We start from the raw sequence: 17,774 nt of genomic DNA, 5'->3' as shown, positions 1-17,774 counted from the left end.
TCTATTGTTCTCATACTAATGAAAACATCATTTGGAACGGAGTTGATTTCATGGGTCGCATTCAGCATAGAAAAAAAGCCATTCGAAGAAAACGTTGGAAAAGGCTATTACTTTTAACTATTGCTGCTAGTTGTGCACTTTTTAGCGCGCTCATTACGCTCCGAATTTATGCTCAAGTTGTTGGTGCCCCTATGATTCAAGTACCAATTTCTTCTGTCTTTTTAGATGGTCAAGGAAATGTTATTGGTGATCGCTTTGAGGAGCAACGTAGGTACTGGATTTCATTGGAGGAGATGTCCCCCTTTTTACCTCAAGCAACTGTAGCTGTAGAGGATCGGGATTTTTATGAGCATCACGGATTTGATTATTCTCGAATTGCTGGTGCTATTTTAAAGGATATAAAAGCTGGAAAAAAAGTAGAAGGGGCCAGTACAATTACGCAGCAGTATGCACGTAATTTATTTCTAACGCAAGAAAAAACCTGGACTCGAAAAATAAACGAAGCGCTATATGCTTACCGATTAGAGCTTTTCTATGATAAGGATGAACTATTAGAAGGATACCTAAATACGGTGTACTATGGCCATGGTATGTATGGAATCGAGGCAGCAAGTAGATTCTATTTAGGAAAGAGTGCCAAATCTTTGACTCTAGCAGAATCTGCCCTATTAGTCGGGATTCCGAAGGGCCCTACCTACTATTCACCTTTAGTAGATGAAGAAAAGGCAGTCAGTCGCCAGCAGCTAATCCTAACTTTGATGGAAAACCAACAAAAGATTACTACTGACCAAAAAGAACGAGCATTTAACGAAAATTTCGTTTTAAAAGCGGATGATTCCTTAGTTAAACAAAAGATCGCCCCTTACTTTTTAGAGGAAGTGTGGAAAGAGGCTTCAAAAATCGTCTTGGAAAATGGTCGGCGTATTGAAGAAGGTGGATGGACGATTGAAACTACTTTAAATAAAAAACATCAGCAAGTTGCAGAAGAAGTGGTTGAAAAGTGGTTACCTGAAGGGGAATTACAAGTAGCGTTTGTCAGTATGGAACCAGATACCGGTTATGTGACGGCAATGATCGGTGGACGAAACTTCACGGATAGCCCATTCAATCGTGTTACACAGGCTAAAAGGCAGCCTGGTTCTACGATAAAAGCGTTATTATTTGGTGCAGCTTTAGAAAATGGATTCTCCCCTCTTACTTATATGAAAAGTGAGCGTACTATTTTCACATATGATAATGGACGTCGAGAATATGAACCGAAAAATGTGAATGGCGAGTTTGCTGATCATCCTATTTCAATGGCACAGGCACTCGCCATTTCCGATAATATTTATGCAGTTAAAACGTTAGAACAAATTGGTTATAAGCCTTTTCAAGAATTAGCTGAGAGATTTAATTTGGATATGAACGTCAAAGATACACCAGCTACAGCGCTTGGAACGACGGAAGTTTCTCTTTTAGAAATGACCAAGATTTATAACACTATATCTGCTAGAGGAATCCAGAAAAAGCCTACGTATATTACCAAAATAACGGATAATAACGGGAAAGTCATTTATGATATAGGGAAAAAAGAGGATAAAGGGAAAAAGGTATTATCCGAACAAGACTCATTTATATTATCCCATTTACTCACAGGCATGTTTGACCCAGTTTTCAATGATTACTCTCCTGCTACAGGAATTAGTATTCGAGCAAAACAAACGAGACCTTATGCTGCGAAATCTGGAACTACCAATACCGACCAATCTTTGATAGGTTTCTCCCCTCAAATAACAGCGGGTGTTTGGAATGGTTATGACCAAGGAAAACAAGTGAGTGATGCGGAGGCAAGGCAAGTAACAAAACAAGTATGGATTGAATTTATGGAAGCTGTTCATCAGGGACTTCCAGTTGAGCCTTTCATTGCTCCAGATGGTGTGCAGGGAGTCATTGTAGATATAGAAACTGGTGGAATCGCTACATCTGCCTGTGAGAAACAGCGACTCGTCTACTTGAAGAAAAAAGATGTGCCAACGAGACTTTGCACCGATCCTAAATTGAAGCAGCAAACGTTCGAGGAAGAGGAGGAAGGTTCTCCCCCTTGGTCCATTTTTCCTTTTAATTTATTTGAATAAAGCCGGTTAGAAAATGGAGAATCGGTCAAATGACGGTGATAATCGGTCGATTCCTCCAACTAATCGGTTGATGAATTTAGAAAACCCGGGCAAAAGATATAAAACCTGTTTCTATTTGTTTTGGAAGGGCTTGGGACAGACGTTTTGCTATATTATTACCGAGTGATTTTTAGGGACGCTTGTTGGTTGTGACAGTCGTCACAACCAACAAGCGTCCCTTTCTTTCGGTAATCATATGGCTTTTGTCTATCCGTCACCCTCCTTCAACTCTTAGAAACAGGGAAATGCATTTTTGGCAACTAGAGATAAGATACTTTCTTATTCAAAGAGGAAGCTCACGAAGATGCAATTTCGTTCGCTATTTCGCTTCTTTATTTAGTAAACACATACTATTTCTCTTTATTTCCGCTAGCATAAAAGAAAATCTACTTTCTTCATCCTTTATTACAAAATAATATCCCTAATACAACATACGGTTAATATCACTATTTAAACTTTTGACTACTATTATCATCTAAGCTATAGGCCATACTACATCTTCTTGTTTGGTACTACTCACTTAATTGATTGTAGTGAAAGGTGGCGACTCCGGCGGGATGAGTGAGACAGATGAGACATCACATCGACGCGCAAGCGACGGTGATGGCTCATCGCTCACCCCGCGGAGGCCAACAGGATGTTGGTCACAAAGGCTTTGAGGCCCACAGGATGTGGGTTATGCAATCGTTGCCGCAGGATGCGGCGAACTTAGATTGCCTTCCTTTTAAGACGTGGCGCTCTTAGCCTTTGTACTCCACCTGAAGCGGAAATCAGCGGTATTATTTATTCTTTAAAGTACCATGAACCCAGTGTTCACAGGACATTTTTATACTTTATTATTCTTGAACAAAATAAAAAGCTTTCTACTACCTATATTAAGGTAATAGAAAGCTTTTTCTTAGCTTGGCTTTCTGTAAAAAGAATGCGTTTATTCGATTGGGTTGTCAATTTGTGCACAAACAATTTACTTACTTGATTCCGCTAAGTGTCCTAGCATTACTTGGAAGTAAGCTTTAACTAAATTGTACTGTCTTTTTGCTTTTAATTCAACCACCTAAGCAGACTATTTGAATAGCAGGTTTAGACAGATAATTCTTGGTGTAGCTTATCTTCGCTTCTATCCCACATTTCTTTGTTATGGGACAGCAAAAATTCACGTAAAATATTTTTCGAGCGGTCATCCATAAAATCGACTAAAATTTGGCGTTTCATTGATTTGTCCATACGATTTACATGATCGGCTAAGTTTTTATAGCCACGACGTTTTTCACGGTTGATAACCATTTCACAGGCACTCACTCCAGCGAAGTAAGGTCCTTCTGGATTATAATCAATCGTTACCCAGACAAGCCAATATTGTTTCCCTCCAGCTGAGTCTTCTGGATTCGTTGTAAATTTAATACCTCGCTCGGTGTCACTTCTCGCATGCATGGCCCCGATTTCGACTTGTGCAATGCCTTCTTCTATATCAATAATGACTGGAGATACATTCTCTAAAGAAAGAGAACCTATACCAAATCCCTTATGTCCATCGGTTGGATCATTTTTAATAATCGTGAAGCCAATCTTTTGTTTTGGTTTTTCTTCATTTGCCATTCGATAATTCCCTCCGTTCTGTTATGATACTAGTATACAGAAAACTTCACTAAAGGAGGAAATGAAATGCCATATGTAACCGTAAAAATGCTTGAAGGACGTACGGATGATCAAAAAAGAGCTCTTGTAGAGAAGGTAACTGCCGCTGTTGTAGAAACAGTGAATGCACCAGCTGAGAATGTTGTTGTGTTTATAGAAGAAATGCCGAAGAATCATTATGGAATTGCTGGTAAGTTGTTCAGCGATCTATAATTAGAATCGACACGAACCCATTTTTGAAGGGTTCGTTTTTTGTTTCATTTATTAAGCCCGTGAGTTTATGAGTTTACTTGCGCTATAGGTCATTTACTTGCTCTCTTTGTTTATTACTTACGCTACTTTTCCATTTACTTGCTCATTGGTAGCCTTTACTTGCGGAAAGGATAATTTCCCCAAAAGAAAAAGCCACCCTATTGGATAGCTCTTTCATTCATGAGGTTCATGACAAATGTAAATGCCTCGTCGATTTCTTCTTTTGTGAAGTTGAGTTTCCCTTTTACAACATGGAGTTTTTCGATTTGCTCTTCTTTTGGTAGATAATCGAAATACAATAATGTCGATACTAGTTCTAGGAAACGAGAACTTTTATTTTTCATTTGGTCAATGCATGCTACTAAATCTCGTGTTGCTTCAGGTACCTGAGCCATTTGCGTGAAATGTTCTCCTGCGTCGGTCATTTGATATTTATATTGTACGTATGAGCCTTTATCTTGTCGTTCTTCTTGTAAAAATCCCATATTACATAATTCTTCCACTCGTAAGGTAAGCTCTTCTGAATAAGGGCCATAAAAATGGAATTCGTATTTTTCCTTGTATGGATATTGAAGTTTTTTTGCGATGTAAACCATTTTTTGCAACTTTTTTCGTCCCGTAATGCCATCTGCTGCTCCGATAAATTGCACAATTTTTGCATGTTCTTCTATCATTTAGACCCCTCCTTTACTTTAGTAAATCGAGTATTTGTTTTTTCAATGCTTTTTTCTTCCCATCCTTCGTTAAGAAATCTTCCGGAAAATACAATTTATGATCCGTTCTTCTTTTTCCAGTGATGGCCTCTACTATTTCTGATTCGCGTGATAGCTCTCGAATTTCTCCGTTAGGTTTCAATAAGTGAATTGGGATCCGTTCCCCTTCTTCCCCTGGCCGATAAAAGTCATAAGGTAAATCTGAAGAGGAATCGAAAACTAAGTAATACTCTGGATCTATCCCCGCTTTTTTGAATAGCAGCTCTAACTCTTTCATTTTCATATAATCTTTCGCCAGATCAAATTCAATATATTGAAATAATTTACGATTGACAAAACGATTACTCAAGTCTGATAGAATAGGATCTTTTTCTTTTATCCATAACTGAAAATAGGTTAATAAAACCCCTTCATCTAATGCCAGGTACTCGTCCAAAGTATATGTTCCATCAAAGAAGCCTCTGAAATGAGTCGGTTGCTGTTCAAAATCATATCCCATTTCACTTAATGCTTTTGCTCGATGTAAAATTTTCGTCAACACTACTTCCGCACTGCGGGAAACTGGATGAAAATACACTTGCCAATACATTTGATATCTACTCATTATATAGTCTTCTACTGCATGCATTCCACTCGATTTAATGACTACTTGGTCTTCTCTTGGACGCATTACACGTAAAATTCGTTCCATATCAAACTGCCCATAGCTTACCCCAGTGAAGTACGCATCACGTTGTAAATAATCCATTCGGTCGGCATCAATTTGACTTGATATTAAACTAACTACCTGCTTGTTTGGATATGTTTTACCGATAACATCCGCAACTCGCTGAGGAAAATCTTCACTAACTCTTTTTAAGATTTCATTGACATCCGTATCGCCAACTATTATTTGTTGCGTGAAATATTCATGGTCTAATCCAAACACATTTTCAAACGCATGGGAAAACGGACCGTGCCCTAAATCATGAAGCAGAGCGGCACAAAGTACTACTAATCTTTCTGAATCGTCCCATTCTGGTCGACCACTAAAGCTATCATCTACAATTCTTCGTACAATTTCATATACACCTAACGAGTGATTGAAACGGCTATGTTCGGCACCATGAAAAACTAGATAGGTAGTTCCTAGCTGTTTAATGCGGCGAAGTCTTTGAAATTCTTTTGCTCCGATTAGATCCCAGATTACTTGATCTCGAACGTGGATATAGCGGTGAACTGGATCTTTAAACACTTTTTCTTCTGCTAGCTTTTGTGTCGCATAGCTCATTTTTCCACCTCCGTAATGTAAAACTCCGTAACTACTATACTAAATGTGATTTAGTATCCATTATAAAGAAAAAAGCCGCATAAAGAAAGGCGGCAAAAGTTTGTTTTAATCGGCTATCTTGGCGCGTACTTTGTCCATTAATTCGTCTTCCGTTAAAGCTGCAACGGGACGGTTATTAATAAATGCGAATGTTTTTTTACGTCCAGGACCGCAGTAGGATTGACATTCATTCACTTCAATTTCTGCTTCTGGATCAATCGCTCTTAGTTTTGGAATTAATGTTTTTAAATTGACGGCCTGACACTCATCGCAAACTCTAAAATGATTTGCCATAGTCCACAACCCCTTTCATCAATTACGGCTCGAAGTAATTGCTTCCAAATTTTGAAAAATGCTCGCACAATTCAAAATCTGTGACAAGTCATAGTCTACAGGTCATTGTATCTTAAAGTATATATTGCTATCAAGTGTATATTACGTGAATAAAAGAGCAGTAAGTTGACCATTATGTTAATAGAACAACGAAACTATGAACATGGTAGGAGGAAGAACATGGTTAAGATTAGACAAGACGCCTGGATGTCAGAAAATGATGAGATGTTAGCAGAGATGGTATTACGTCATGTGCGAGAAGGAAGCACTCAACTAAACGCGTTCGAAGAAGCTGGTGATGAATTAAACCGAACTGCAGCCGCTTGTGGATTTCGCTGGAATGCAGTCGTTCGCCATCAATATGAAAATGAGTTGAAGGAAGCGAAAAAAGAAAGAAAAGAAAAGCTTCGTATTTTAGGTAAAGATTATAGACGAAGAGGAAATGGTATTTATCTAGCAAAATCACAAGAAGATGGTGAGCGTGCACAATCCATTCCAGTATCTGCATTATCCATTGATGTTATAATCGCATATCTCGTCCGTTTGCAGCATAATGATTCAGATATTTCTAGATACCGTCATCTTTCCACTATATCAAATGAAAAGATTCGTAAATTAGAAAGTGAACTTGCCAAACTCGAAAAAGAAAATGCATCTATCAAACAAGATTACGAGCAATTTGTACAAATCATGAACCGCGCAAGACGTCTCGTAACATTAAACGACGAGGAAATGCCATCAGTACCCGTTTTTCAAATGGAGAAGAATGGTAATCTCGTATCTAAAGAACCACCAATCATTTAAAAGATTGGTGGTTTTTTTTTCGGGATTGGAGTTTGGCAGTTGTTGCTCTCGTTCAGGTTGCCGTCGCTCTCGTTTAGCTTGGAATCTCTCTCCTATTGCCGAAACTCTTTTCCCTCTAACCGATATTACTCGAGCATTTTCTTATTCCGATCTACTACTCGCTGCATGTAAAATAGATACAGGTCCATTTCTTCCGGTGTGACGGATTGGTTGATAACGTTGCCCGATAATTGGTGGAGCAGTTGTTGGATGCGAATGACGATATCCTCTACTCTGAACGATGTACCAAGTAGTTCATTCATGGATGCCATTACTTCCGGTTTAATATCGGGATATGAAAACTTCGTGTCTTCCCCTTGAATGCCGATTTCGTAAAATCTACGAATTAGTTCTGCGCGTTCACTTCCACTACCTTCAATACATAAATACACTTGCACGGCGATTCCCTGACGTAACCTTCGCTGCGAAATTCCAGCAAACTTTTTACCATCTATACTTAAATCATATGAACCTGGACAATACGATCCAATAATTTCATAAGCTTCTATTTTCCCACCTGCTTCTGGAAATAAAAGCTCTACAAATGCAAGCATTACCTCATAGCCAGTAGGTATATCTATTGCTTGCTTCGCTTCCGACAAAATAATGGATACATTCAGTACACCTTCATCTAAGACCACAGCTAGACCACCCGAATTGCGCACGATTGGGGAATATCCCTGGGTGCGTAGAAAATCCTGCGCATCCTCTACAAAAGGTAGCCGGTGATCTTGTATACCTAACACGACGGTTTGAGAATGGACCCATGTACGAATGGTCGCTGGTGACTGCTCTTGTCCCACTAAATGACAAAGTAAATCATCCGAAGCGAATGACTCAAGTGCGGATCTACTTTTACCGCTAAGCGATTGATCCCAAAAACGCCACTTTCCTTGTTGTAATAAATCTTCTATTTGTGACATATGACTTCTCCTTAAATAAGTGCTTGTGCAGCAGTAATATAAGCTAGCTTATATACATCGTCATCAGAACAACCTCGTGATAAATCATTTACGGGTGCATTTAACCCTTGTAAAATAGGACCAATTGCTTCAAACCCACCTAAACGCTCTGCAATTTTATAACCAATATTCCCTGCCTCTAATGAAGGAAACACAAATACGGTTGCATCCCCTTGCACTACAGCATTTGGAGCTTTTTGCGCAGCTATTTTTGGAACAATACTCGCATCAAATTGGAGCTCTCCCTCTATTAAAATACTCGAATCCATCTGTTTGGCAATTTCAGTTGCTCTCACTACTTTTTCTGTTTCCTCTGAGTGAGCAGAACCTTTTGTAGAAAAAGATAGCATCGCGACTTTAGGTTTTATTCCAAAGGCTGCAGCTGTTTTAGCACTTTCAATTGCTATTTCTGCTAAATCCTCACTCGTTGGTGCAATGGTAATCGCACAATCTGCGAACACATAGCGAACATCCTCTTTCACCATGATGAAAGCGCCACTTGTTTTCGAAATTCCTGGCTTTGTTTTAATAATTTGTAATGCAGGACGTACCGTTTCGGCAGTCGTATGTGCTGCTCCACTTACCAAGCCATTTGCTTGCTTCATATAGACGAGCATCGTCCCAAAGTAATTGACATCTTGCAGAATCTCTCTTGCTTCCTCTTTTGTCACTTTGCCTTTTCGACGTTCTACAAAAGCAGCGATAAGCTCTTCCATTTCTTCATAGGTTTTTGGATTAATAACGGTTAAAACGGAAGGGATTTCTTCTTTATTTCCAATCATGATAGGACGTATAATTCCTTCCTCCTGCAGTCTCAATGCCGCCGAAATAACTCGCTCATCATTTCCCTCTGGTAATATAATAGATAAATTAGCATCCCTTAACTTCTCTTTTATTTCCTCTAAAAAATCCGCCAATTTGTCTCCTCCTACGTTCATTTTCATTACCTCAAGCATACATGATTTTGTCACAGCTTGTCATGTGGAAGCCGTGTCATTAGAAGAAATGTTCGGAACGTTATGATACACTAAATGGGAGATATTTTTAATTAAAAGGAGTGTCATAAATAATGAATGAAGCAGCAATTACATTAGATGGTTGGTACGTATTACATGATTTCCGCCAAATGGACTGGGCATCATGGAAACAAGTAGATCCAGAAATACGCAAACAAGCTACAGATGAGTTCGTCGCATTCTTAGATGAAATGCAATTAGCCGATGATGCAAAAACGGGAGCACATGCTTTTTACACAATCGTAGGGCAAAAAGCTGATTTTATGTTAATGACATTACGTCCAACTATGGATGAGCTTCAAGAACTTGAAGCAAGATTTAACAAATTAACAATTGCAGACTTCACAATTCCTGCTTATTCATACGTTTCCGTAGTTGAATTGTCTAACTACCTATCAGGTGAGTCGAATGAAGATCCATATCAAAATCCACATGTACGTGCTCGTTTATATCCAGAGCTTCAACGTTCTCAATACATTTGCTTCTATCCAATGGACAAGCGTCGTGACGGAGATGACAACTGGTATATGCTACCAATGGAAGAACGCAAAGACTTAATGCGTAGCCATGGTATGATCGGTCGCAGCTATGCTGGTAAGGTAAAACAAATTATCTCTGGTTCAGTAGGATTCGATGATTACGAATGGGGCGTAACATTGTTCTCAGACGATGTTCTTCAATTTAAAAAGTTAATATACGAGATGCGTTTTGATGAAGTAAGCGCTCGTTATGCAGAATTTGGTTCTTTCTTCACAGGTACTATTCTTGCTGGTGAAAAACGATCTACATTCTTTAATATCTAAAAGGAAAAGGCTGCAGCTATGCAGTCTTTTTTTATTTCTTCTTTAATTCATTTCCATATTATCCCTATCAGCGAGTAAACGAGGAGTCAGAGCAAGTAAATACCTGTTAGGCGCGAGTATGCACTAGTTGAGAGCAAGTAATTCAATTATGAAAGCGAGTAAAACGTACTGGAGAGCGAGTAAACTAGTTTTAGCTTTATTCTCAAATGTATAGACAATCTTTGTTCATCATTTTCAAGCTCGTTGCATAGTGTATGGGTAGGGGGTGAGTTGATGCAATGGCAGTAGTCAAATCCACCACGAAGCAATTGGAACTACTTGCAAGGCAGATGCGAGCAGAAGCGGAAGGTGATGGCGAGCTTGGCATGCATATGGTAGAAAACGTAGGAGTAAATAGAGTCCGTGCTACCTGCTTAGATTTCAGAGATATCCGTACACTGGAGGAAATGGTTTTTCAAAGCCCCGGAGGATTTGTGGCAACAAAGAAATCGTACTTCTATCAATTTGCAAGTGAGCAAGACAAAGGTTTGATCCAAAGAGTTTTTAATGGCGAACGCTTTCATCCTTCAACGCGTTCTTTACTGTTTTTTGAACCACCTGGTGAATACCAGGCACAATGGAATATGGACAGCTACAAAGCGCATTGCTCTCTCTCCTTCCACTGCAGATTGTCCAGAAATATAAATTTGAAAGGATGTATGAATGGTTCAATATTATTGGCACCCTGGAGTTTTTCCTCAACAACAACAGCAGCAGCAGCAAATGCAACACCCTATGACCCCACCTCAAATACCGGCAGCTACTAGAGGACAGGAACAATCTTATGTTGAAAACATATTACGAGCGAACAAAGGCAAGTTAGGTACATTCTATTTTACGTTCGAGAACAACCGAGAAAGGAATAATTTTGTAGTTACCGGCTATATAGAAGCTGCTGGTCGAGATCACGTCATTATTAGTGATCCAAATGGTAAACGATACTTAATGCTTATGATTTATTTAGATTATGTAACATTTGATGAGGAAATTAATTATTACCAGTGATGCTTCAAGCTTATTCGTTTTGCGAATAAGCTTTTTTTGTTTGAGTGGAACTCGAACTGTCTTGGGTGGAACTCGCTGTCTCGTGTGAAACTCTGACGTCCTCGGGTGGAACTCGCTGTCCGGGTGGAACTCAGCCCTCAACCCCAAATAAAAAAAGCCGAACCCACCATAGATTCGACCTTCCTATTAATTTGCGTATTTAACTGTGGCTACAATGAGCATAACCCAACCTGCTAAAAATGCTACTCCACCGATTGGTGTTATTGCGCCTAGAATACTAATGCCTGTTAAGCTCAACACATATAAGCTGCCAGAGAAAATAACAATTCCTGCAAGTAATAAATACCCTGCAGTATTCAAGCTAGAGACTGGCCCAAGTATCTTACTACTCATCAATATGCCAATAGCTATTAAAGCTAACGCGTGGAACATTTGATACTGGACCGCTGTACCCCATGTAGCCAAGTATTTGTCGGCAACCTTGCCTTCTAATAAATGAGCTCCAAACGCTCCGAGTGCAACAGATAATAAGCCATTAATAGCACCTGCTATAATAAAAAACTTCACAGAATTCTCCTTCTTTCTCTTAAAAATCGAATAGGGATTCCCCATTTGCATCTTCTTCTTTTAAAGCGACTGGTTGTGTAGGTAGAATAGGTGAAGCCGTCTGTATACTTCTAGTAGTAGGAGCTTGCAACGGTATTTGGGCTTCTAACCCAACATCACATATTGCTTTGATAGCAACTAATGATTCTCTAACAGATTGCTCGTTTCCACTAATTCTTGCGTAATTTAGATGTTTATCTATTTGCATTAATAGTTGCTCATTAGAAATCATCGTCTTTGTCCCTCCACTTGCTTTGGTTCAAATTTCAAACATTCCATTCCTGAGGAACGATGCACTACTACGGAGGGAAGTTCCTTTGTTTTAAATTCGTATGCTTTACATCCACGGGGATTTCGCGCATCCCATGTCGTGAAAAAATGTTGGCATTTGAAACAGTTTGCAGCCAATGTCCTCCCCCGCTTTCCACTGACTATCTTAGCATATTTATAGGCAAAAATCGATTGGTTCTTCCCCCCATACCATCAATTGAACATTGATCTTGGAATATGGTTTACTTCCAAAAAACCCTCGATATGCACTTAATGGGCTAGGATGAGGTGCTTGTAGAATCATATGTTTTTCAGTATCGATTAGCTGAATTTTGGACTGCGCTGGCTTACCCCATAAAACAAAAATAATTGGTTTATGTCGATTTGAAAGCTTTTGAATCACAGCGTCCGTAAACGTTTCCCAACCCATGCCTTTATGAGAATTCGCTGCTCCAGCTCGAACAGTTAACACCGTGTTTAACAGCAGGACACCTTGCTCCGCCCACTTTTCTAAATATCCATTAGCAGGTAAAGGACAATCTAAATCATCCTCTAGTTCCTTCAACATATTTCTTAAACTCGGCGGTATGCGAACACCCGGCTTCACTGAAAAACTCATACCATGCGCCTGACCCTCTCCATGATACGGATCCTGACCCAAAATCACTACCTTGATATCATCATAGGCTGACATCTGAAACGCACTGTCAATTTCGTTCCTTGCGGGAAAAATTGTTTGAGTAGCATATTCCTTATCCAAAAATAATTGTAACTCTTTAAAATAAGGCTTCTCCCGTTCCTCTCTTAACACATCTTTCCAGCTAGACATGTCCATCTCACTCCTTAAATTCTACTTCTACATCATAATCCACTAACTGGAACATTTCTTTCACCGATTTAGCAGCATTTTCTTCTGCTAACACCAAAATACCTTGTCCCTTTGTTTCTTCCATCATCATCTGTTTTGCAGTCTCTGCAATTTCATATCCTTCTTTAATATCCGCTTTTTCACGGAATAATCCTTCATATGAAAATACTTCTACTTGGTCAAATAAAATTTCAGCTCCACCTAAAAATTCTGGTTTCGGCAATATTAACTTAGCCGTCTTCTTCTCTTCATCTACTTTTATATCTGATTCGGAAACCTGAGAAAAATCGACACCTGCTTTAACAATTCCTGGTACAACAACTAGTAGCTGTCTTTTAGTACCAGGCAAATCAAGTCCGATCTCTTTGCCAAATACCGCATTATCTTGTCTTTCAATAATTACTTTCGTATAAGCCTGTGCTGTAGACAACTCATTTAAAGCTTGCATTTGCTCAACAAATGACCCTTTACTTTCGGTGAACGTACTTCCTTGGATAGCCCAAAAGGCTGCAAATGGAAGGACTGCTACTAATAAAAGAATGAGAAGTCCAATGAGTAGAAAGGACTTTGAACCTAATCTAAATAAAACACGGGGTATATTCCATTCATTAAAACCTTTACGGGAAGGACTTTCTGCAATCGTTGCTGCCGACTCATCTTGAGCCTTTAATTCTTCCAATAGCTTTTCCATTTCACGAATCTTGTCCTCTTTTAGCATATTATCCCTCTTTTCCTCTAATTCTATTACGTTTACATTAGCTAAAAGTTTCGCTATTAACAACTAATCTATCATGATACGATGGAAAAAAGGAGATTTTTCAAATGGCAGATTTGCACTATCGAGAAAAGGTAAAGCAGATTGAACAAGCAGCTAGTAAAAATATGGTGCCAGAAAGCGCTAAAAATATCGGAATGGGATGTTTTATTTTTGTATTCATACTTCTCATCGTGTTTCTCCTATTTTTATCTGTTTCATTATGGATTAACGAAATTATAGTTGGTTCTCTTATAACAGGTACTATTGCTATCGTTTGTATAATTGTTTTGTATAAGTTTTGGACAGCTCCCAAGATTCCATAATGTAAATTTCCCAAAAAATCTGATACAATAAAAGAATTATACGCAGCATAGAAAAAGGAGAAAAGTCTAATGTCTATTAAAAAAACACTTACAATAGCTGGATCCGATACTTCTGGTGGAGCTGGAATTCAAGCAGATTTAAAAACTTTCCAAGAACACGGTACATATGGTATGAACGTTTTAACAGTTGTTGCTACTATGGATCCAGATAACGACTGGAGCCATGGTGTATTCTCATTGCCAGTCGAAGAGATTAAACGTCAAGCAAAAACGGCATTATCTACAAATGTAGATGCTATTAAAACTGGTATGTTAAGTACAGAAGAAATTATTGAAACTGCAGGGAATATTATAGAAGAAGCAGGAGTGCAAAGTGTAGTTATTGACCCTGTTATGGTATGTAAAGGTGAAGATGAAGTACTAAACCCTGGGACTGTGGATGCGATGATTGAGTTTTTACTTCCACGCGCATTAGTAGTTACTCCAAACCTATTTGAAGCAGGTCAACTTTCCGGTCTTGGAACATTGAAAACAATCGAGGACATGAAAGCAGCTGCAGAAAAAATTCATGCACTTGGTGCTAAAAATGTAGTCATCAAAGGTGGAAAGCAGTTAAAACATGAAAAAGCTGTCGATCTATTCTACGATGGGCAAACACATACACTTTTAGAAACAGAAAAAACAGAAACTACGTATAATCACGGTGCTGGCTGTACATTTGCTGCAGCTATAACTGCAAACTTAGCAAATGGCTTATCTGTTGCCGATTCCATTTTCGAAGCGAAAGAATTCGTTTCAGCTGCCATCGCACATGGTTGGAAATTAAATCAATACGTTGGACCAGTTCTTCATGGCGCTAAAGGTAAATTTGGTGCACCAAAAGTTACTACTACAACCGTTTAAGACATATATAAAACTCGTTTAGTCATCTCAGACTAACGAGTTTTTTTATGTTCATTCATCCAATTATTTTTGGGTGAAATTTCCGTTTTCAAGTAAATAATTGTGAAGCGCTAGTATTTAAAAATGAACGCCAGTATCACCCCATCGAACGCTAATAAACGGTCTTGTTGGGCAAGTATTTAGTAACTTGCAGCAAGTAAACCAATCTATCTGAATTTAACGTTCATCGTTCTAGTGCAATCTCTTTGCACCTTCCCTTTAAATCAATCATTCGCTTCATCCCCTTTTTTTCTTTATACTAATAGCAGACAGTATGTTAGGAGGCAATACGAATGGAACTTGTTCAAGTAGAACGCTTGCAGGAGCTTTTGAATAATTTTGCAAACGAAGATATATATATACATTTAGAAACGACTAATGGTGCGTATGCAGCCCACTTTAACGAGAACGTTTTTAATGCAGGAGCTTTTATTCGGAACGTAATGATTCGTTATGAACTTGGGAAAATAGCCGGAGAAGCTCCACACCGCATAGGATTGAAGCTTCCTCATGGTTGGGTTTATGCACAAGGTATTACTCATTTCGAGCTAGATGAACATGGTAGATTACTTATGGCAGGCCATGACCAAACTGGCAAGCTAGCTGTTGCATTACAAATTAGTAAAACACCATTTTCTTATTAAGGAGGACAAATAAATGACACTACCAATGGAACGACATGTACTAGTTGTATTCCCTCATCCTGACGATGAAGCATTTGGCGTATCAGGTACGATTGCTACTTATATTAAACAAGGAATTCCGGTTACATACGCTTGCTTAACGCTAGGTGAAATGGGAAGAAACTTAGGAAACCCTCCTTTTGCGACACGCGAAACATTGCCGCAGATCCGCAAAGAAGAATTATTTGCATCCGCTAAAGCAATGGGATTAACGGATCTTCGTATGATGGGATTGCGTGATAAGACGATAGAATTTGAGGACGATGAAAAAATGGTTGAGCTGATGCAAAACCTGATCTCTGATACGAACCCTTCTCTTATCATTACGTTTTATCCGAACTATGCTGTACATCCTGATCATGATGCGACTGGACGTGCAATGATCCGCGCGGTAAGACGTATGCCTGAAGAACAACGCCCAACAATTTATGCATTAGCGTTCTCTAATGATTCCAAGGAAGTTCTAGGAGAACCAGATGTTATCCATAATATTAAAGAAGTAGCAGAACAAAAAATGGGATCTATGCGCGCTCATATTTCGCAAACTGCGTGGATGTTAGAGGAAATGGATAAACGTTTAGCAGATGGGGAAACTGAAGCAGAAAACTGGGTTAACTTTGAACGTTTTTACACATATGATTTCTCTAAATATTTCGAATAAAAGAACTTTATAATAGCTATAGACTTCTTCATGCAATTGAATTATTATGTATAAACATCGTCTTTTGATGTATAAATATTCACATATATAGAAAGTTGGTCTTTTGCATGAAGAAGTTTTCCTTATCCACTTGGCTATTATTCCTGCTCCCTTCTATAGCAGGTGTTATATTATTCATGATCCCTCTACCGGTTGACGGAGGATTTCAAATACCTATTGCATGGCTAGCAAGTCTCCTATCCATTGTGCTGGAACCGGTTGTTCAATGGGTTGCATTAATTACTTTATTAATCGCTGCAATTGGTTCTATCATCTTTCTGTTCATACCGAAAGAGGATACGTTTATCAATAATCTGTTCAAAGTAACTCCTTTTTGGACCGTTACTCGTATTATCGGAGCAGTATTTGCTATTTTAATCATATGGAAGCTCGGTCCGGAAGCAATTTGGAGTGAAAACACAGGTGGATTGTTATTAAGTCCGACTGGATTAGTTTCTTTCTTGTTTACCATTTTCTTATTCGCAGGATTGTTATTACCACTTCTATTAAACTTTGGACTATTGGAGTTCTTTGGTACGATGATGGTGAAAATCATGCGTCCTCTATTTAAATTACCTGGTCGTTCCGCAGTTGACGCTCTAACTTCTTGGGTTGGAGATGGAACAATTGGTGTTTTGCTTACGAGCAGACAGTATGAAGAAGGCTATTACACGAAAAAAGAAGCGGCAATTATTGGATCTACCTTCTCTGTTGTATCGATTACGTTTTGTATCGTTGTAATAGAGAAAGTTGGTTTAGGTAATTACTTTATTCCTTATTATTTAACTGTTCTACTTTGTGGTGTAGTTCTTGCATTTATAATGCCAAGAATTTATCCTCTATCTAGAAAAGAGGATACACATATTGATGGGCGTCCGCTTGACTTAGACGCAGAAAAATTCCCTGAAGATTACAATGCAGTTACACATGGTTTAGAAAATGCATTAAATATGGCTAATAAAAACCGTTCCATTGGCAAGTTTTTCTCTGATGGTTTAAAAAATGTAGTGGATATGTATATTGGGGTTGCTCCTGTAGTGCTTGCTTTCGGTACGATTGCATTAATGCTTGCAGAATACACATCTGTTTTCACTATTTTGGGCAAGCCATTTGAACCGCTATTAATGTTATTTGGAATTCCAGAAGCAGCGGCAGCAGCACAAACAATGGTTGTCGGCTTCGCAGATATGTTCCTACCATCTATTTTAGGAGCATCTATTGAATCAGAGATGACACGTTTCTTTATCGCTACTATGTCTGTAACGCAGCTAATCTATATGTCTGAGGTTGGTGGATTGTTATTAGGTTCGAAAATTCCGCTTAATATAAAAGATTTAATCGTTATTTTCTTATTACGTACACTTATTTCATTCCCAATTATTGCTGTGGTAGCACATATATTGTTTTAAATTGGTTCTACGTCAAATGTTGGGGTGAAGTAAAATTTCCTTCACCTTAACCAACATGAGTTCCAATCTTTTTATACTTGTGCGTTAGTAATATTTTAGCTCGAAATCTCAAGAAATTTCGATAACCAAATGCGTTTCTTTTAATCACTT

The 17,774-nt window shown here is 38.6% G+C and carries 20 protein-coding genes and 1 pseudogene; 11 read left to right on the top strand and 10 right to left on the bottom strand.

The window, feature by feature from the left end; all coding sequences use genetic code 11:
- The first annotated feature begins 50 nt into the window (after positions 1-50).
- Positions 51-2,117 carry a transglycosylase domain-containing protein gene (locus tag LDK52_RS15795; protein ID WP_277586905.1) on the top strand — a complete coding sequence of 689 codons (2,067 nt, stop codon included), beginning with the start codon at positions 51-53 and terminating at the stop codon, positions 2,115-2,117.
- 1,119 nt (positions 2,118-3,236) lie between these two features.
- Here the strand turns inward: LDK52_RS15795 and LDK52_RS15790 are convergent.
- On the bottom strand, positions 3,237-3,752 hold the full coding sequence (locus tag LDK52_RS15790) for a YwhD family protein (protein ID WP_277586904.1): 516 nt from the start codon (positions 3,750-3,752) through the stop codon (positions 3,237-3,239).
- Between the two features lie 66 nt (positions 3,753-3,818).
- Between LDK52_RS15790 and LDK52_RS15785 the strand changes: the two genes are divergently transcribed.
- On the top strand, positions 3,819-4,004 hold the full coding sequence (locus LDK52_RS15785) for a 2-hydroxymuconate tautomerase (protein ID WP_277586903.1): 186 nt from the start codon (positions 3,819-3,821) through the stop codon (positions 4,002-4,004).
- 197 nt (positions 4,005-4,201) lie between these two features.
- Here LDK52_RS15785 and LDK52_RS15780 read toward each other — a convergent pair whose 3' ends face one another.
- The 3 genes from LDK52_RS15780 to LDK52_RS15770 all read right to left on the bottom strand — a co-directional run bounded on the left by LDK52_RS15780 (position 4,202) and on the right by LDK52_RS15770 (position 6,359).
- Positions 4,202-4,717, bottom strand: a complete 516-nt coding sequence (locus tag LDK52_RS15780) for a YwgA family protein (protein ID WP_277586902.1) — start codon at positions 4,715-4,717, stop codon at positions 4,202-4,204.
- Between the two features lie 13 nt (positions 4,718-4,730).
- Positions 4,731-6,026: an HD domain-containing protein gene (locus LDK52_RS15775; protein ID WP_277586901.1), complete on the bottom strand. Its 1,296-nt coding sequence runs from the start codon at positions 6,024-6,026 to the stop codon at positions 4,731-4,733.
- Positions 6,027-6,131: 105 nt separating this feature from the next.
- On the bottom strand, positions 6,132-6,359 hold the full coding sequence (locus LDK52_RS15770) for a YuzB family protein (protein WP_277586900.1): 228 nt from the start codon (positions 6,357-6,359) through the stop codon (positions 6,132-6,134).
- A gap of 219 nt (positions 6,360-6,578) precedes the next feature.
- Here LDK52_RS15770 and LDK52_RS15765 point away from each other — a divergent pair, with 219 nt between their 5' ends.
- On the top strand, positions 6,579-7,202 hold the full coding sequence (locus LDK52_RS15765; RefSeq protein ID WP_277586899.1) for an RsfA family transcriptional regulator: 624 nt from the start codon (positions 6,579-6,581) through the stop codon (positions 7,200-7,202).
- A gap of 125 nt (positions 7,203-7,327) precedes the next feature.
- Here the strand turns inward: LDK52_RS15765 and lipL are convergent, their stop codons facing one another.
- Positions 7,328-8,164 (bottom strand): octanoyl-[GcvH]:protein N-octanoyltransferase, encoded by an 837-nt coding sequence (gene lipL / locus LDK52_RS15760; RefSeq protein ID WP_277586898.1) that lies wholly within the window; start codon positions 8,162-8,164, stop codon positions 7,328-7,330.
- A gap of 11 nt (positions 8,165-8,175) precedes the next feature.
- Complete coding sequence (gene pta, locus LDK52_RS15755) at positions 8,176-9,120, bottom strand: phosphate acetyltransferase (protein ID WP_277586897.1); 945 nt, start codon at positions 9,118-9,120, stop codon at positions 8,176-8,178.
- A gap of 152 nt (positions 9,121-9,272) precedes the next feature.
- Between pta and hemQ the strand changes: the two genes are divergently transcribed.
- From hemQ to gerQ, 3 genes and pseudogenes are all read left to right on the top strand, one after another.
- Complete coding sequence (gene hemQ / locus LDK52_RS15750; RefSeq protein WP_277586896.1) at positions 9,273-10,022, top strand: hydrogen peroxide-dependent heme synthase; 750 nt, start codon at positions 9,273-9,275, stop codon at positions 10,020-10,022.
- Between the two features lie 278 nt (positions 10,023-10,300).
- Positions 10,301-10,706 (top strand): annotated as a pseudogene (locus LDK52_RS15745) (cell wall hydrolase).
- 78 nt (positions 10,707-10,784) lie between these two features.
- Positions 10,785-11,066 (top strand): spore coat protein GerQ, encoded by a 282-nt coding sequence (gene gerQ, locus LDK52_RS15740; protein WP_277586932.1) that lies wholly within the window; start codon positions 10,785-10,787, stop codon positions 11,064-11,066.
- Between the two features lie 186 nt (positions 11,067-11,252).
- Here gerQ and LDK52_RS15735 read toward each other — a convergent pair whose 3' ends face one another.
- The 4 genes from LDK52_RS15735 to LDK52_RS15715 form a co-directional block, all read right to left on the bottom strand.
- Positions 11,253-11,633, bottom strand: coding sequence for a DUF423 domain-containing protein (locus LDK52_RS15735; RefSeq protein ID WP_277586895.1), 381 nt, complete (start codon positions 11,631-11,633; stop codon positions 11,253-11,255).
- A 19-nt stretch (positions 11,634-11,652) separates the two neighbouring features.
- A complete protein-coding gene (locus LDK52_RS15730) occupies positions 11,653-11,904 on the bottom strand; it encodes a YwdI family protein (RefSeq protein ID WP_277586894.1) in 252 nt (83 codons plus the stop codon).
- Positions 11,905-12,117: 213 nt separating this feature from the next.
- Positions 12,118-12,771, bottom strand: coding sequence for a uracil-DNA glycosylase (locus LDK52_RS15720; RefSeq protein WP_277586892.1), 654 nt, complete (start codon positions 12,769-12,771; stop codon positions 12,118-12,120).
- Between the two features lie 7 nt (positions 12,772-12,778).
- Positions 12,779-13,528 carry a DUF4230 domain-containing protein gene (locus LDK52_RS15715; RefSeq protein WP_277586891.1) on the bottom strand — a complete coding sequence of 250 codons (750 nt, stop codon included), beginning with the start codon at positions 13,526-13,528 and terminating at the stop codon, positions 12,779-12,781.
- Positions 13,529-13,632: 104 nt separating this feature from the next.
- Here LDK52_RS15715 and LDK52_RS15710 point away from each other — a divergent pair, with 104 nt between their 5' ends.
- The 5 genes from LDK52_RS15710 to LDK52_RS15690 all read left to right on the top strand — a co-directional run bounded on the left by LDK52_RS15710 (position 13,633) and on the right by LDK52_RS15690 (position 17,624).
- Positions 13,633-13,890, top strand: coding sequence for a hypothetical protein (locus LDK52_RS15710; protein ID WP_277586890.1), 258 nt, complete (start codon positions 13,633-13,635; stop codon positions 13,888-13,890).
- A 69-nt stretch (positions 13,891-13,959) separates the two neighbouring features.
- Positions 13,960-14,793, top strand: a complete 834-nt coding sequence (gene thiD / locus LDK52_RS15705; RefSeq protein ID WP_277586889.1) for a bifunctional hydroxymethylpyrimidine kinase/phosphomethylpyrimidine kinase — start codon at positions 13,960-13,962, stop codon at positions 14,791-14,793.
- A 332-nt stretch (positions 14,794-15,125) separates the two neighbouring features.
- Positions 15,126-15,476: a YojF family protein gene (locus LDK52_RS15700; protein ID WP_277586888.1), complete on the top strand. Its 351-nt coding sequence runs from the start codon at positions 15,126-15,128 to the stop codon at positions 15,474-15,476.
- A gap of 13 nt (positions 15,477-15,489) precedes the next feature.
- Positions 15,490-16,176, top strand: coding sequence for a bacillithiol biosynthesis deacetylase BshB2 (gene bshB2, locus LDK52_RS15695; protein WP_277586887.1), 687 nt, complete (start codon positions 15,490-15,492; stop codon positions 16,174-16,176).
- A gap of 107 nt (positions 16,177-16,283) precedes the next feature.
- Positions 16,284-17,624, top strand: a complete 1,341-nt coding sequence (locus LDK52_RS15690; RefSeq protein WP_277586886.1) for a YjiH family protein — start codon at positions 16,284-16,286, stop codon at positions 17,622-17,624.
- Positions 17,625-17,774 lie beyond the last annotated feature (150 nt).

This window comes from Psychrobacillus antarcticus, from assembly GCF_029533155.1.
GTDB lineage: Bacteria > Bacillota > Bacilli > Bacillales_A > Planococcaceae > Psychrobacillus > Psychrobacillus antarcticus.
Note: the sequence above shows the minus strand (reverse complement) of the source record. Positions and strands in the feature narration are given on the sequence as shown.